15 protein-coding genes and 1 other annotated feature are annotated in these 16,594 nt (G+C 45.7%); of the genes, 2 read left to right on the top strand and 13 right to left on the bottom strand.

Going from position 1 to position 16,594, the window contains the following annotated elements; translation table 11 throughout:
- Nucleotides 1–6: 6 nt before the first annotated feature.
- Nucleotides 7–453 carry a MarR family winged helix-turn-helix transcriptional regulator gene (locus tag ACHAL6_RS10845; RefSeq protein ID WP_395270690.1) on the bottom strand — a complete coding sequence of 149 codons (447 nt, stop codon included), beginning with the start codon at nucleotides 451–453 and terminating at the stop codon, nucleotides 7–9.
- 190 nt (nucleotides 454–643) lie between these two features.
- Between ACHAL6_RS10845 and ACHAL6_RS10840 the strand changes: the two genes are divergently transcribed.
- Both ACHAL6_RS10840 and ACHAL6_RS10835 read left to right on the top strand, forming a co-directional pair.
- Nucleotides 644–2,848 carry an ABC transporter ATP-binding protein gene (locus tag ACHAL6_RS10840; protein ID WP_395270689.1) on the top strand — a complete coding sequence of 735 codons (2,205 nt, stop codon included), beginning with the start codon at nucleotides 644–646 and terminating at the stop codon, nucleotides 2,846–2,848.
- Nucleotides 2,845–4,695, top strand: a complete 1,851-nt coding sequence (locus ACHAL6_RS10835; protein ID WP_395270688.1) for an ABC transporter ATP-binding protein — start codon at nucleotides 2,845–2,847, stop codon at nucleotides 4,693–4,695. Before ACHAL6_RS10840 ends, ACHAL6_RS10835 begins: the two co-directional genes overlap by 4 nt.
- Nucleotides 4,696–4,797: 102 nt before the next feature.
- Here ACHAL6_RS10835 and ACHAL6_RS10830 read toward each other — a convergent pair whose 3' ends face one another.
- The 12 genes from ACHAL6_RS10830 to ACHAL6_RS10775 form a co-directional block, all read right to left on the bottom strand.
- Entirely contained in the window at nucleotides 4,798–5,004 is a 207-nt protein-coding gene (locus ACHAL6_RS10830) for a hypothetical protein (RefSeq protein WP_395270687.1), read from the bottom strand.
- 20 nt (nucleotides 5,005–5,024) lie between these two features.
- Nucleotides 5,025–5,483, bottom strand: coding sequence for an immunoglobulin-like domain-containing protein (locus tag ACHAL6_RS10825; RefSeq protein ID WP_395270686.1), 459 nt, complete (start codon nucleotides 5,481–5,483; stop codon nucleotides 5,025–5,027).
- A 14-nt stretch (nucleotides 5,484–5,497) separates the two neighbouring features.
- Complete coding sequence (locus ACHAL6_RS10820) at nucleotides 5,498–6,067, bottom strand: GNAT family N-acetyltransferase (RefSeq protein ID WP_395270685.1); 570 nt, start codon at nucleotides 6,065–6,067, stop codon at nucleotides 5,498–5,500.
- A 35-nt stretch (nucleotides 6,068–6,102) separates the two neighbouring features.
- Nucleotides 6,103–6,237 carry a DUF6019 family protein gene (locus ACHAL6_RS10815; protein ID WP_242694081.1) on the bottom strand — a complete coding sequence of 45 codons (135 nt, stop codon included), beginning with the start codon at nucleotides 6,235–6,237 and terminating at the stop codon, nucleotides 6,103–6,105.
- A 42-nt stretch (nucleotides 6,238–6,279) separates the two neighbouring features.
- Nucleotides 6,280–6,918 (bottom strand): hypothetical protein, encoded by a 639-nt coding sequence (locus tag ACHAL6_RS10810; RefSeq protein ID WP_395270684.1) that lies wholly within the window; start codon nucleotides 6,916–6,918, stop codon nucleotides 6,280–6,282.
- 95 nt (nucleotides 6,919–7,013) lie between these two features.
- Nucleotides 7,014–7,487: a cupin domain-containing protein gene (locus tag ACHAL6_RS10805; RefSeq protein ID WP_395270683.1), complete on the bottom strand. Its 474-nt coding sequence runs from the start codon at nucleotides 7,485–7,487 to the stop codon at nucleotides 7,014–7,016.
- Nucleotides 7,488–7,526: 39 nt separating this feature from the next.
- Nucleotides 7,527–7,676, bottom strand: coding sequence for a hypothetical protein (locus ACHAL6_RS10800; protein WP_395270682.1), 150 nt, complete (start codon nucleotides 7,674–7,676; stop codon nucleotides 7,527–7,529).
- A 314-nt stretch (nucleotides 7,677–7,990) separates the two neighbouring features.
- Nucleotides 7,991–9,409, bottom strand: coding sequence for an MATE family efflux transporter (locus ACHAL6_RS10795; RefSeq protein ID WP_395270681.1), 1,419 nt, complete (start codon nucleotides 9,407–9,409; stop codon nucleotides 7,991–7,993).
- 265 nt (nucleotides 9,410–9,674) lie between these two features.
- The gene (locus tag ACHAL6_RS10790) at nucleotides 9,675–10,172 is read right to left on the bottom strand and encodes a phosphatidylglycerophosphatase A (protein WP_395270680.1); all 498 of its coding nucleotides are present in this window, start codon (nucleotides 10,170–10,172) and stop codon (nucleotides 9,675–9,677) included.
- Between the two features lie 11 nt (nucleotides 10,173–10,183).
- Complete coding sequence (locus ACHAL6_RS10785; protein WP_395270679.1) at nucleotides 10,184–11,179, bottom strand: LacI family DNA-binding transcriptional regulator; 996 nt, start codon at nucleotides 11,177–11,179, stop codon at nucleotides 10,184–10,186.
- 715 nt (nucleotides 11,180–11,894) lie between these two features.
- Nucleotides 11,895–15,008, bottom strand: coding sequence for an isoleucine--tRNA ligase (gene ileS, locus ACHAL6_RS10780; RefSeq protein WP_395270678.1), 3,114 nt, complete (start codon nucleotides 15,006–15,008; stop codon nucleotides 11,895–11,897).
- Between the two features lie 48 nt (nucleotides 15,009–15,056).
- Nucleotides 15,057–15,290 (bottom strand) — a binding site (T-box leader).
- Between the two features lie 82 nt (nucleotides 15,291–15,372).
- On the bottom strand, nucleotides 15,373–16,479 hold the full coding sequence (locus ACHAL6_RS10775; RefSeq protein WP_395270677.1) for a hypothetical protein: 1,107 nt from the start codon (nucleotides 16,477–16,479) through the stop codon (nucleotides 15,373–15,375).
- Nucleotides 16,480–16,594 lie beyond the last annotated feature (115 nt).

Raw genomic sequence — 16,594 nt, 5'->3', positions numbered from 1 at the left:
CTCTTGTCATTTCAGCTTTCGGATGATTTCGATGATTTTCCCAGAGGCTTCATTGAGCGTATCCAGGTCTTCCGCTGAAAGGCTCTCCAGCTTTCCGGCGGTGTGGTCTTTCACCTTTTCCTCCACCTCTTCCAGATATGTTCTGCCCTGATCCGTGAGGGAGATGACCAGCTTTCTGCGGTCTTTGGGACCCGGCATACGTTCCACATAACCATCCTCAATGAGTCTGTCGATGACCGGAGTGAGATTAGGTTTTGAAATCACCATGATCTTTGCCATTTCCGACATGGTCATGGCTCTGAACTTCTTCAGGATGAACAGCACTCGGATATAGCTCTGCGGCACTTCGCATGTTTTTGATATGGTATGGAAGTTCACGAATTTACTGTGCATGACGATGGTCATGCTGAGTATGTTTTCGCCTGCTTCCTTCATTTTTTCTCTGTTTCCCAAAATAATTCTCCTCACTTTTCTTCAAGTCATTCCTTCCATTTGATTATAAGGAGAATCACGACGTTTTGCAATAACTATTTATGAATTCATAATTATTATTGACTTATAACTTTCTCTAAAATATAATGAATAGGATATTATGACAGTTCAGTCGGATAATACAGATCATCGCAAAAGGAGAGACCTCATTATGATAAAATTAATGTCATTTTTAAAGAAGTACAGTCTGCATATTCTAGTAGTCATTGCACTGCTGTTTGCTCAGGCTGCACTGGAACTATCTCTTCCTGATTATATGTCAAAGATCGTCAACGTGGGCATTCAGCAGGGCGGCATCGAGTCCCCCTACCCTGAAGTGATCCGGGAAAGTGAAGTTTCCCTTCTTGAAGATCTCATGACAGAGGAAGAAACCGAGAAATTCAGAGATTCCTATTCCCTTTTTGAAGGAGAAGAGGAGAACCTTCTGGAAAAATACCCTGGTATCGGAGACGAACCCGTTTACAGGCTTACTGAAAAAACAGAGGACGCATCTTTAAGCTATCTCAATCCTTATCTGCTTATGATGTATGGGTTAAGGGATGTGAATCAGGCGGAAACACTGATTCCAGGCGGAGACTTTTCTCAGCTTCCTGCAGGCGTTTCACCCATACAGGCCATCTCCATGATGCCTGAAGGGGAGATGCGCGCATTCATCGACACTGTTCTTGAAAAGCTCTCCATCCTGCCTGAAGAGGTCATCAGGCAGACCGCCGTTTTATATACCAGAGGAGAATATGAGGCACTGGGTGCGGATCTCAATAAAATCCAGACGAACTATGTCCTCATGGCCGGTCTTCAGATGATCGGCATCGCATTTCTCGCCATGCTTGTGGCTGTCTCAGTGAGCTTCATCGCCAGCAGAGTCAGCGCGTTCCTGGGAAGAGACCTGAGATCCTCACTCTTTCGGAAAGTGGCTTCCTTCAACAATGAAGAGTATGGCGACTTTTCCACGGCATCTCTCATTACAAGAAGCACCAATGACATACAGCAGGTGCAGATGTTTTCCGTCATGCTTCTGAGAATGGTGTTCTTCGCACCGATCCTAGGTGTGGGCGGTATCATCAAAGCCCTGAACACCAACAGATCCATGGCATGGGTCATCGCTGTGGGCGTCATGGCCATCCTGACAGTGGTGGTCATCATGTTCAGCACCGCCCTGCCAAAGTTCAAGAAACTGCAGACCCTTGTGGATAAGGTGAACATGGTGGTGAGAGACTCCCTGGTGGGGCTCATGGTCATCAGAGCCTTCAATACGGAAAGACATGAAGAGAAGAAATTCGACGTGGCAAACAAAGACCTGACAAAGACCAATCTCTTCGTATCCAGACTCATGGGTATTATGCAGCCCCTGATGATGCTCATCATGAATGCCTTAAGCATTCTCATCGTCTGGGTGGGCTCGTCCCAGGTGGACCTGGGGAACATGCAGGTAGGTGATATGATGGCATACATCCAGTACACCATGCAGATCATGATGTCCTTCCTGATGCTGTCCATGGTTTCCATCATTCTACCAAGAGCTATGGTGTCCATGAACAGAATCGGAGAGGTTCTGGACAAGGAAGTCGCCATACTGGATCCGGAAGTGTCCAAGGCACTGCCTGCGGGCATCAAGGGAGAAATCGAGTTTCAAGATGTATCCTTCCGGTATCCCGGCGCAGAGGACTGCGTTCTGGAGCACATCTCCTTCCAGGCTCACAACGGCCAGACCACTGCCTTCATCGGATCCACCGGTTCGGGTAAATCGACCCTTGTGAACCTGATTCCAAGATTCTACGACGTGACCAAGGGAGAAATTCTCCTGAACGGGGTCAACATCAAGGACATTCCGCTGAAGGAGCTTAGAAAGAGAATCTCCTATGTACCGCAGAAGGGTATCCTTTTCTCCGGTACTGCAGAGACCAACATCAAATATGCCGATGAGCATATGAGTGATGAGAAAATGAAGAAAGCTGCAAGAATCGCCCAGGCGGAAGACTTCATCAATGAGAAAGAGGACAGATTCGACTTCAGTATCGCCCAGGGCGGAAGCAACGTCTCCGGCGGACAGAGGCAGAGACTCTCCATCGCCAGAGCCCTTGCCACGGATGCGGAAGCCATCATCTTTGATGACAGCTTCTCCGCACTGGACTATAAAACAGATTCAAAACTGAGAGCGACCCTGAAGAAGGAAGTCAACAACACCGTCATCATCGTCGCCCAGAGAATCAGCACCATCAAGACCGCAGACCGCATCATCGTCCTCGATGAAGGAAAGATCGTCGGCCAGGGCACCCATGAGGAGCTCTTGAAAGACTGTCCGGTCTACATAGAAATCGCCAAATCACAGCTTTCAAAGGAGGAGATGGCATCATGAGCAAAGAATCAAAGACTCCAATGAAAGGCCCAAGAGGACCAGGATTCGGACATCCCGGAGCCGGCGCCATGGGAGATAAACCTAAAAACTTTAAAGACACCTTCCGAAAGCTTCGGACATTTCTGAAGCCCTATCTGGTACCCTTGGTCTTCGTGATGATTTTTTCCATCGGAAGCACCGTGTTCGCCATTCTCGGACCCAGAATCCTAGGAGATGTGACCAATGAAATCTTCGAGGGACTCCAGAGAAAAGTGGCCGGCACAGGAGAAGGCATAAACTTCGAGAGCATCCAGAGAACCCTTCTGATCCTCCTTGGACTGTATGTGATCTCTGCCATTCTGAACTTCATTCAGAACTTCATTGTATCAGGGGTTGCCCAGAAGGTATCCTATAACCTGAGAACCAGCATTTCAGACAAGATCAATAAACTGCCGCTGAAGTACTTCGATAAAAACAGTCATGGAGACGTACTCTCCAGAATGACCAATGACGTGGACACTGTGTCCCAGAGCCTTAACCAGTCTCTGTCGCAGATCATCACCTCGGTGACCACCATCATCGGGATCATGATCATGATGCTTTCCATCAGTGTACCCATGACCCTCATCGCCCTTCTGATCCTCCCCATCAGCATGGGACTCATGGTGACCATCATCAAGCGTTCCCAGCGGTTCTTCAAAGAGCAGCAGGCATTTCTCGGGGAGGCCAACGGATACGTGGAAGAAGCCTATGGCGGACATGTGATCATGAAAGCCTTCAACCGCGAAGAGAAAGCCATCGAGGAATTCAGTGAAATCAATGAGAAACTGCAGAAATCCGCATGGAAGTCCCAGTTCTTCTCCGGACTGACGCAGCCCATCATGATGTTTGTGGGAAACCTCGGTTATGTATTTGTCTCCATCCTGGGCGGATATCTGGCCATCAGAGGTACCATCAAGGTCGGACATATCCTGTCCTTCATTCAGTACATCAGAAGGTTCACACAGCCCATATCCCAGGTGGCACAGATTTCAAACGTGCTGCAGTCCACCGTGGCCGCTTCCGAGAGAATCTTCGAATTCCTGGAGGAAGAAGAAATTGAAGAAGAAGAAGGCATCCGCGTGAATCCGGATGAAGTGAAAGGCGCTGTCTCCTTCGAAAACGTCCAGTTCGGCTACAAAGAAGACGAGATCATCATCAAGGACTTCACCCTTACTGTGAAGCCTGGTCAGAGAGTGGCCATCGTGGGTCCCACCGGTGCCGGTAAGACCACCCTTGTGAAGCTCCTCATGAGATATTATGAGCTGAACAGCGGAACCATTCAGCTTGATGGCATCGACATCCGGAAAATGAACCGAAGAGATCTTCGTGAATCCATCGGTATGGTGCTGCAGGATACCTGGCTCTTCCACGGCTCCATCATGGATAACATCCGGTACGGCAAGCTTGACGCTTCCAACGAAGATGTGGTGAAAGCCTCCAAGGCCTCCTATGTGCATCACTTCGTGAAGACCCTGCCTGGCGGGTATGACATGGAAATCAATGAGGAAGCCTCCAACATCAGCCAGGGACAGAAGCAGCTTCTGACCATCGCCCGTGTGTTCCTGAAAGATCCTTCCATCATCATCCTGGATGAAGCCACAAGCTCCGTAGACACCAGAACGGAAGTGCTGATACAGGAAAGCATGGAAGAGCTCATGAAGGGCAGAACAAGCTTTGTCATCGCCCATAGACTGTCCACCATCCGCACTGCGGATGTGATTCTGGTCATGGATGACGGTGACATCGTGGAAACCGGAACCCATGAGGAGCTCATCGAAAAGAAGGGCTTCTACGAAAAACTGTACAATGCGCAGTTTGAAGTATAGAAAAGCTTCCTGAAACTGAAAACAAGAGCCTATGCAGAGTGCCGGATCAATCTTCCGGTTCTGCATAGGCTCTTTCTCATGGTTACAGCAAGGTTGAAAGTGCTATTTCATGGCATTTAGTTTGTCAGTCAGAATTTTCGTGCACACCGTCACCGTGGACAGCACCGCCGAAAACCCGATGAGCATCAGCATGATTTCAAATTCATGGAATATGTTACCAAATGTTACCCGGGTCATGACCGATACAATGATGTACAGCAGAAATCCTACTGCCGTGCTTAGCCCAATCCACGCTAGGAAGTATTTCATTAAAGCTCCCTCCTACGGTTTTATTGTTCTATTTCAAATTCACAGGAAACATGATACATCTCTTTCCCGGGTTCTTCCATCTTTCTCAACTCATTGTACTCTGTAAGATAGAAGGTCTTTATTAGCCTGTGTGTTCCGCTTTTTATGTCCTTGAAGCTGTCGAGATTGAGCCGCATCCCCTTTTCGCTACCGGAAGAAAGTCCGTAAATCTCTGCGGTGAAATCCGCCACCGGCTCCACTTTATACCACTCCCCGCGTTTTTCTGTTTCCAGGCGGATCTCGGCTCCATACCACATGGTTTCACCTGAATGGTTTGACAGCGTATAAGTCAGCATGTTCCCGTCCTGTATCACCTCACCAAGCTCTATTTCAGGCACGGTGTTCAGGTCCTTCTCCTCGAAGGAGGACCACACCTGACCAGTGCATCCCATGGTAAGCAACAGAATCAGAAGGAGTAGGGCTGCTGCACTCTTCTTCATATTTCCATTCTCCTTTACAGATTTCTATTCTTCTCATAGTCATCCCGCACAAGCCCGTACATGGAGTAATCACAGATGCCCTGATTGTTCCAGTCTCCCTGTTTCATGGTTCCTTCATAGAGGAGACCGCATTTTTCCATGACCTTTCCTGAATTGGCGTTTCTCGGATCAAATCTGGATTCAAAACGATTCACCCGTACTTCCTCAAAGAAGAAGCGGACCACCCTGTCTAGGGCTTCTGACGTGATGCCGTGATGCCACCATTCTCTTCCGATGCAGTAGCCCACATGGACCATCTTGACGTTCTTGTCCTGCCTGACGATACTGATGGAGCCGATGGGTTCAGGACCTTCAGATTTCAGGACTATGGCCCACTGGTAATAGGTCTTGTCGGCATAGTTCTCCACCCAGTCCTCCAGCACCGTTTCGGATACGCTGATGTTCTTATGGGTCGGCCACATGAGATATTTTGTGACCTCTGGATCGCTGGCCCAGTTTCTGTACATGGCCTCTGCATCATCTGCTCTGAACCTACGAAGCAGAAGTCTTTCCGTTTCAAGTTCTTTCGTGCCTAAATGCTTCATTTTACTCTTCTCCATTCATTAGAGATTTCGGTCCACTATAGTGTGTTTTCTTTTCTCAGTTCTCTGATCGCGTTTTTCACTGCCAGTTTAATGATGAAATACAGAATCAGAAGCGGTATGGCTGCAAAAACCGGTATCAGAATCAGGTACATAAATATAAATCTTTCCATTATTCCCCCTTGTAAGGTCAGCTTCAATTGACCTTGGCTGCTTTATTTCTCCATACTTATTTCAATTTCATTTCCATTCAGTCCTAGATGCCCCTTCAGTTCATCCGACAGATAGATTGTGAGCCTCTCCAGAGGCTTTTCCTTGCTGAAGGTATAGATGAAAGCCTGCACACGGGTTCCATCGGTGACATCCATGGTTTCCGGGTCCACTTCCCTGAAGCTGATGTGTTCATCCACGTTTCCCGTTAAGGATCCGGCCATCTCAAACTTCTGAGGAAGATTGATGTCCAGAAGCATTTCAGATGTGACCTTCACTTCCACAGGACCTTCAGGAAGCGTAACCGCTTGTCCTTCTTCATATTCTTCTCCATTAATGGTCAAAGTATACCGATGCTTCAGCATTGCCAGATTCTTCATTTCTTCTTCATTCAGATATTCCGATGCAGCTTCAAGAAACTCAGCGTATTGGACATTTAATTCTTCTAGAGTCCGAATCTCTTCATTCTTCTCCACGATCTTCTCTTCCAGTCGTTTGACCGTCTCATTGGAAGTATTTTCCATTACAGCTGATCCGGAATCACCATCTGGAACCTCGATAGGATTTTCCTCTTCAGATGCGAAGCATCCGGCCATGAGCACCATGGCTGCCACTGAAAGAAGAAACGGTTTAATAATCTTCATAATACCCCCCCTAAGTCTGATATTCGCTCTGAAACAACTATTTCTACCAAATTAATCCATTTTGCCTACCGATTGAATCATCATTTTAAAACGTCTTATTTTTTCTTTATGGTCAGCAGTCTGATGATTTCTTCATGCTGCGGGTATTCTTTCAGAAGCTCCTCTTCTGTGAAAAGCCTGAAATCCGAGAAATCAAATCCAGGCACCACAGTGCAGCTTACAAGAGCAAACCCTTCCTCCACCGTGGATCCGAAGATCTCTCCTGCGGGTACAGTATGGTGAAGAAGCTGCCCTTCTGAAAGGCCCAGAACATTTTTCACATAGGCGCCGTCCGGTTTTATGGAATGAATGGTCAGCGGACTGCCTCCATGATAGAACCAGAGCTCATCCGATGTCAGTCTATGAAAGTGCGACGGACTTTCCTTCGTCAGCAGAAAATAGATATTGGTGTAGAGAGGCAGCCTCTTTTCCCCAAACACCTCCTCGGATCGGTCCGTCTGCCTGTAGTATCCCCCTTCGGGATGCGGGATCAGATGAAGATCCCTGATCCACTCTTCTTTGGTTCTCATTTCTACTCCACCCTTTCTTCTCTAAGGAAAGCCATCTAATCAGCCTTCTTCATTTATCTGTTTTTCCAGCTCCGTCACTCGACTTTGAAGTCTTATGATTTCTTCATTGTTTCTCCTGATCATCCTGGCAGATCGTAAAAACTCCAATGTCAGAATCAGTATGACCCCTGCTGCAATGCCCAGTTCCATAATCATTTTCCTCCCTTTGATTCAGATTGAAATCCTGCGAAAAGGTGAAATTTCTGTTCCTTCTCTCAAATGCAAGAGCACCTGTTTCACTTCTCTTCTTTTTCGATTGATCAGGTATGCTCCATTCTTTCACTATAGTATCTCAATCTTTACTTATAATGATATTATACTCATACTATACCAATTAAAGAAAGTATAATCCCGAACTTCTTCGGGATTATGGACTGTTTTCTATCAGAAAAACAAAAACAGACGCTGTGATTGTACCAGTTTGGTTCAATCATGGCGTCTGTTCCTTTATTATACTTTCTGTGCTAGATCTCTACACCAAGTTTCTCTTCTACTCTTTCCTCGATTTCATCCATTCTATGCTCTCTGAAAAGTTTTTCTTCTTTGTTCATGGTTCTGATCTGGAAATAGAGAACCACAATGGTGGTGATGGTTGCCACGCTATCCGCTATGGGCGCTGCAGAGAAAATTCCGATGAGCCCGAAGAATCTTGGCAGGATGAGAATCAGGGGAATCAGGAAAATCACCTGTCTGGACATGGAAAGGAAGAACGCTTTCTTCGCCTGTCCGATGGCCTGGAAGAAATTGGCGCTGATGATCTGCATGCCTATGACCGGCATGGCCAGCATGAATCTTCGTAATCCCATGACACCCATTTCACGGATTTCCGGATCCTTGGAGATGAAATTGATGAATACATGAGGTATTGTCTGAATGAAGATGAATCCGACGACGCTTACAAGTGTCGCCGATAGAATACCCACCTTCAGCGCACCTTTGACTCTGCTGTAGTTCTTCGCGCCATAGTTGAATCCGATGATGGGCTGAAGTCCCTGATTCATACCAAAAATCGGCATGAAGAAAAGGATCACAACGGAGTTGATGGCTGCGTAGGCACCAATGGCCAGAGGGCCTCCATATTCGGAAAGACTTCTGTTGAGAAGGATACCGATGATGCTTCCTGCCACCTGCATGGCAAAAGGAGAAGATCCGATGGACACGATCATCAGTACGGTTTCCTTTTTGAATCGGATATAACTTCTATGTAGCGTAAGCATGCTCTTTCCTGACATGAAGTATCTCATGGTCCACACGAAGCTTGCAAACTGTGCAATGATTGTAGCAAGCGCTGCACCCTCAACGCCCATGTCCAGTCCATATATCAGAATCGGATCCAGAATGATGTTGGTCACGGCTCCGATGACCATGGTCAGCATACCGATTTTCGCATTCCCTTCCGCTCTGATGATGTTGTTCAGACCGAAGGCGATGGTGTTGAATACATTCCCGAAGAGAATGATTCTGAAATATCCCGTAGCATAGGACCGGATGGTATCGTCTGCTCCATAGAGGTCAACGATCTGATCCAGAAAAAGAAGTCCTATGACCGTGATGGCGATTCCTGTGACCACCAGCATGAAGAAACCTGTTCCGAAGATTCTTTCCGCTTCATCCTTTTTGTTCTGTCCCAGCTTGATGGATATGTTCGCGCCGGAACCGATGCCGAAAAGCATGGAAAATCCCATGATGATGAACGTGATGGGCAGGATTACACCGATACCGCTGATGGCAAGGCCTCCTGTCACCGGAATATTTCCGATGAATATTCTATCTACAATATTATATAGGGACTGTATGATCATCCCGATGATGGCAGGAATGGAAAATCTCAAGAACAGCTTGAAAATCTTCTCTTCCCTCATTAATTTAGCTCGATCGCCCAATTCTAATTCCTCCTAAGTCCAAAAGGACATCTACTGTGAATCCTCTGCGGATTCCTTCTTTTGTTTTTGCTTCTTCTGCCTTCTATCTTGCAGCCAGAAAAAACTGTTCTATAAACATAACTAATATCATAGTCCCATTACAGCTCCATGGGTATAGGGAAATCATAAAATCAGGTTGCATTACAAAAAATCTGTATTGCACTCAAAAAAGAAAGATACACAAATACCTTGCGCATCTTTCTTCGAATTGTACTGCTTTAAGACTCTATGGACGATCAGAATGGGCTATTCTACTAGCCGCCGCTGCCGCCAGTGCCGCAACGATGTCATCGAGGAAAGTGTTCACATGTATTCCATGCTTTTCCTCATCCAGTTTCTTGATGATTCCGATTTTTTCTTTATCCAGATAACCGAAGTTTGTCAGCCCTATGCTTCCATACAGATTCACTATGGACAAGGGGAGAATTTCATCGATCCCATAGAGCCCCTCATCACTTTCCACAATATCCTGAAGCGGTTCCGGAAGAAGCCTCTTCTCTGCCAGCTCATCTATGGCAATCCCTGTGAGCACAGCATGAATGGTTTCTCTTTTACGAAGAACACCCATGATGTTTTCTATACAGTATTCCCGGGTGAGTCCTGGATAATATTTTTCCTGGAGAATCATGACGATGTCCGCTATGGAATCCAGCGTGACGCCTCTTCGTTCCAGTGTTTCAATGGTCATCTTATGAAGTTCATCCGTATTATATTTGTAAGCCATACTCTCTCCTTCTATTTCACAGAATCTCTTTCCACCAGATAATACTGAAGTACATACTGATCATCATCAAGAGGTTTGTTGTTCACGATCTTGATGAGCATTCTCATACCTACGGAACCCATGTCATACATAGGCTGAGCTACTGTGGAAATCTTTGGATAGAACACCGCGGCCATGGAGTTGTCGTTGAATCCCATGACATCCACATCCTTAGGACAGTCCAGTCCCTTGTCTCTTAATGCGTTGATTGCACCCATGGCTACTTCATCAGAAGCGCAGAATACCGCATCGATTTCACTGTCTTCCAGAATCACATTGATTCCGTTGTATCCGTCAGCGGCTTTCAGTCCTCCGAAGTACACAAGACCTGGATCCACTTCGATGCCACTGTCCTTCAGCGCCTTCTCATATCCGTTGTAACGTCTGGATACGGCGTTGGTTCTGTCTTTTTTCAGCCCGATGTAGGCAACCTTTTTGTTTCCTTTTTCAAGAAGATATTTGGTTGCATCATAAGCGGCCTTTTTATTGTCGATGGTTACGCTTGGAAGCTTCCCGCCTGAAATCTTTGTTTCCACAAGAACGGTCTTCAGTTCCAGTTCATCAATAAGATCCAGAATCTCGCCTTCCAGGGATGAACTCATATAGAGCATACCATCCACCATTTTCTCCTTCAGTACACGGATATACTCTTTCTCTTTATCCAGATCTGAGTCTGAGTTACAGAGAATGATGTTGTAGTCATAGATATTCGCAACATCTTCCGCTCCTCTAACTACTTCAGGATAGAACTGATTGGAAATATCCGGCACCAGAATGCCGATGGTCTTGGTCTTCTGGGTCTTCAGGCTTCTCGCCACGATATTCGGTCTATAGCTCAGTTTCTTGATAGCATCCTGAACTCTCTTCTTTGTGTCTTCATTTACTACGTCCACATTGTTAAGTACACGAGATACGGTTGCGATGGATACGCCCGCTTCTCTTGCAACATCTTTGATTGAAGCTGCCATGTTATCACTCCTCATATTTATAAATTAATATTCATTCTTCGCTGAAATCCAATATCTTATATCAGTATATCACCTTACACACGAATGTTCTGTGTAATTTCGGTTAAAATATTAAACAGTAAACCTTATCATATACATTGTAATATATATTTACTGAAAATACTTCAAGTTTTTTCAAGAAAATGTAAATCTTTTTCTTAGTTTACATTCTATCTATTTACTATCTTAACATCTTCCGCGCAAAAATGAAAATGTTTCATGAAAATTTAACCTGTGTTTTCATTGCATATTAAAAACTGATTTAATCATGACAGGCGTGTATAATTAAATAGGAACGCCGGTAGAAGACAGAACGAATCTGTCTGTCAAAATGTTCAAATCATAGTAAGGATTTGGTGATGCCTGAATTTACATGGGGGTGTTTTTATGCTGGAAGAAGTGAGAATCTATTGAATTGGGGGTTCGCCATGCTGCGGGAAGAGTACGATTTCTGAAATGCTGGTGGAGGAATTCGGATACGAACTGTATAAATGTGATGACCATCTGGACAGATATACTTTGACAGGTTCTGAAAATGGCGTCGAGATCATGAAGCATGGGAGATTCCTTCATTCGTGCTGCATCATCTGCAGTTTTTATTGAATATGAACATAGAAAGAGGACCTGGCTTTCCCTTGCCAGGTCCTCTTTCTGTAAGCTGTTCTATACATTGAGGTTATTTCACCACTTCAACGCCGATTTGAATCGCTTCTCCGTTGATGTTGAATTCTTCCGCTGCATGTTCTTCATTGTATCTGATTTCCACCGTGAGGGTTTCCTTTTTCAGGTGGTCTTCAAATTTCTTCATGATGGCCGTAAGCTTCTCATTTCCTGATACATACAGTCTGATCTTGTCCGCCACCTGGAATCCGGATTCCTTTCTGAGGTTCTGGATCTTGGAGATCATTTCACGTACATCTCCTTCTTCCTTCAGCTCAGGTGTCAGGTTCGTATCCAGGATGACACCCAGTTCTCCTTCTCCGGCAAAGGCGAAGCCTTCCAGTCCCTGCATGGTCACAAGAAGATTGTCTCCGTTTAGAAGAATCTCCTCTCCATCAATGGACACGGAAACATCTTCTCCGCGGCTGACCTTCTGGGCGAGATCCATCTGATCCATACCGTTTATGGCAGCTCTGATCTTAGGAATCATCTTTCCGTAGGATTTGCCGAGAACCGGCAGGTTCGGCTTGATTTCATAATTTACATACTTGGAAAGGTCAGCACCAAGTACAACGTCCTTGATGTTCAGCTCATCTTTGATGATGTCTCCATAATACTCAGGCAGCTCCTTCTCGGAAATCAGCATCTGTGAAAGAGGCTGTCTGTTCTTCATGTTGGAGGTGTTTCTTGCACTTCTTCCCAGTGTAACCAGGTTATAGGCTAGTCCCATCTCTCTTTCCAGTTCCTCATTGATGAGGGTTTCATCCGCTTCAGGATAGCTTGTGAAGTGGATGGATTCCTTGGCATCCTTATTGAGACCCACCACCAGATTCTGATAGATGGTTTCTGCGATATATGGCACAAACGGTGCTGCAGTCTTGGCTAGCGTCACAAGCACATTATAAAGCGTGGTGTAAGCACTGATCTTGTCCTCTGTGAGTTCATCAGACCAGAATCTGGAACGGTTTCTTCTTACATACCAGTTGGACAGCTCATCCGTGAAGTCTTCTATGGCAAGCGCCGCCTGAGTGATTCTGTATCCGTCCAGGTTTTCCGTCACGGTCTTCACCAGGGAGTTCAGCTTGGAAAGAATCCATTTGTCCATGACGTTGTCCGATGCATGATCCTTGTAGTCCAGCGGATTGAAATTGTCGATGTCCGCATAGAGCACATAGAAGGAATAGACATTGTAAAGGGTCAAGAGGAACTTTCTCTGGCTTTCCGCCACATCATCCTGTGAGAATCTTGTAGGAAGCCATGGCATGGAAGCGGTATAGAAATGCCATCTGGTGGCGTCAGCCCCCTGCTCGTTGATGACCTTCATAGGCTCAACCACATTTCCCTTATGCTTGGACATCTTGATGCCCTTCTTGTCCAGTACATGTCCCATGACAATGACGTTCTCAAAGGGACTCTTCTTGAAGATGGCCGTTGAGATGGCCAGGAGTGTATAGAACCATCCTCTGGTCTGGTCCACTGCCTCTGAAATGAACTGTGCAGGGAAGTTCTCTTCGAACATTTCCTTGTTTTCAAATGGATAGTGCCACTGCGCAAAAGGCATGGAGCCTGAGTCAAACCATGCATCGATGACTTCATGGGTTCTATCCATGACGCCGCCGCACTTAGGACAGTTCAGATGCACTTTGTCGATGTAGGGCTTATGAAGCTCGATGTTTTCTGGAACGTCGATACCCTTTTCCTTCAGCTCTTCAATGGAACCGATGCATTCTCTATGACCACAGGAGCATTCCCAGATGGGAAGCGGTGTGCCCCAGTACCTATCTCTGGAGATTCCCCAGTCGATGACATTTTCCAGGAATTTACCCATTCTGCCTGTTCTTACATTATCAGGATACCAGTTGACGCTGTTGGAGTTTTCCAGAAGCTCGTCTCGGAGTGAGCTCATCCTGATAAACCAGCTGTCCTTTGGATAGTAGAGCAGCGGTGTATCGCATCTCCAGCAGTGCGGGTAGGAGTGTGTATACTTTTCCGTGTGGAAAAGCTTGTTCTCCTCATGAAGCCAATCCAAGATCGCCTTATCCGCCTTTCTAACGTCCATGCCCTTGAAAGGTTCCACTTCATCGGTAAACTTTCCTTCTTCATTGACCAGATGGATGAACGGAATGTTGTTCTTCATGCCCACCATGTAGTCATCTTCACCATAAGCAGGTGCTGTATGAACCACACCGGTACCATCTGAAAGTGTGACGAAGTCTCCGTGAATCACGAAGAACGCTCTCTTCTCCGGTGTATGGAAAGGCATCAGCTGCTCATAATCCATATTAACCAGTTCTTCACCCAGGAATTCACGAACGATTTCATATTCTTTTCCGTCCAGAACCTTTTCCACCAGTTCCTTGGCCAGGATATAGACTTCATCCTCCACCTTGGCTTCCACATAGGTGAATGTTCTGTTCACCGCAAGGGCTGCATTGGATGGCAGTGTCCATGGGGTGGTGGTCCAGGCAAGAATGTACTTGTTTTCTGTTCCTGCCACCTTGAACTTGGCGATGGCTGTGCTGTCTTTGACATCCTTATAGCCCTGTGCCACTTCGTGGGAGGAAAGCCCTGTTCCGCAGCGTGGACAATAAGGCATGACCTTGAACCCCTTGTAGAGAAGATCCGATTCCCACATGGTTTTCAGTGCCCACCATTCAGATTCGATATAATCATTCTTGTAGGTGATGTAAGGATCTTCCATGTCTACCCAGAAACCGATCTTTTCAGACATTTCCTTCCACATGCTGGTGTACTTGAATACACTTTCCTTACATTCATTGATGAAGTTTTCCACTCCATATTCTTCGATGCCTTCTTTTCCGTCGATTCCCAGCTTCTTCTCGATTTCCAGCTCCACTGGCAGTCCATGGGTATCCCACCCTGCCTTTCTCAGAACCTTGTATCCTTTCATGACCTTGTATCTCGGAATGAGGTCCTTGATGACTCTTGTGAGCACATGCCCAACATGAGGCTTTCCGTTGGCTGTCGGAGGTCCGTCGAAGAATGTGAATACCTCACCGTCCTGGTTCAGCTTATAATTCTTTTCCACGATTTCCTTTTCCTGCCAAAGATCTCTTACTTCATCTTCCATCGATACAAAGGATTTTCCCGCATCAACTTTTTTATACATGCTTACAACTCCTTCTTCTTCCCTAAATATATAAAAAAGACCCGCCCAAAATAGGGCGAGGTCTCGCTATACCACCTAATACATACATTTTCAGATACACGGAGAATTTCTTCTCTTTCATATCCTATTTCTTAACGCGAAACAACGTATCCGCTTACTTCCATTTTTCAGCAGGTCCACTCCCAGGTGATATTCTCTTCTTTCAGGCTAAGGTTTTTCAGCAGCCAACCTCTCTCTATAAGCCTCTTCACAGAAGATACTTGTCCTGTTCACAGCGTTTGACCTAATCATTATAGTATATGCATAATCCCTTGTCAAACAACTGAATCTGGGACTCTTAGCCCAGAGATTCGGGGAATCATGCCTATTTTTTCTTTTTGCCCATATAGGCTTTCATGTGAACCACATTCTGATTGTCAAGCTTCAGTTTCGGCATCTCATCATTGGCGAATCCGAGATTGTCCCATCTGCTGATTTTATTGAGATAATCGATGACAAGCTTTCTGCCCTGAACCCTCTCCTGCTCGGAAGCGAAGTTCATTTCTTCCAGGAAAGCTTCCACGATCTCATCTGTTTCCTGGGATTTTCTGCCCAGGTCCAGAAGCATTTCGATGAAATAGGCATAGTAGAAACCGTCAGGGATGTGGGGATATTTCTCTTTGACTTCCTCGTTCACTACGAACTTATCGAAGAAATAGTTATGGATTTCTTCATACTCTTCTTCTCTTTCCACAAAAAGAGGGTCCGCCGCATCCAGAAAATCAGGACGTTCAAATTCCTTATATCCTTGACCTCTATTCCATGACAGTGTGTCTTCGATCTCATAGAAATTCGCAAAATCCATATCCACGATGTATTCCTTGTCTTCCAGATAAACGGATTCATATTCATGGGTCAGGGAATGTCTGTAGGACAGCACTCTGTTGAAAAGCTTTCGATCCATGTTTCCGTGATTCTTCATGACGATTTCATGAAGCTTCTCCAGCTCCAGCGCACCATAATAGTAGAGTGCACCCTTGATGATTTTCGCCGCTTCGTCCAGATAGCCAGCCATGCTGAGTCTTTCCGGAACCAGAAAGTCTTCGAAAAGATCCATGAATTCCTTGCTCACATGGACCGCTACAAGATTCATATCCTCATCATCCATTTCCGGATACACAAGGCATAGATCAATTAGTCCGATGATTTCCATGAGCTCTTCAGGAGGTCCTGCCTCCAGATCCTTTTCATCCTCGAAGGTGAATCGTCCATGATTTTTCTTCATCTCAGAAAGATGCACCATGTCTTCGTGACTCAGCATATAGAAAAGTTCAATGCCATACTGCTTCAGTCCATCTTCCAGGATGCTTATGAGCTCTTCGAGCGTAGCGTCTTCCTCAAATTCCAGATGCATGAAATCCAGCGCATCCATGATATGGTCTTCTTCATACTTTTCAATGATTTCCCTTATGGTCTGATATTTATACTCCATAGTCTGCTCCTTCTCTGTCCAGTAACGGACACTCTGTTTTACTTTACTTTCCTACTATTGAACAAAATCGCTTCGCGATAGTTCTTCGACTTAATCTTATAACAACGCCTCTTGT

The sequence above is a fragment of the Proteiniclasticum sp. C24MP genome (assembly GCF_043951855.1).
Lineage (GTDB): Bacteria > Bacillota > Clostridia > Clostridiales > Clostridiaceae > Proteiniclasticum.
Note: the sequence above shows the minus strand (reverse complement) of the source record. Positions and strands in the feature narration are given on the sequence as shown.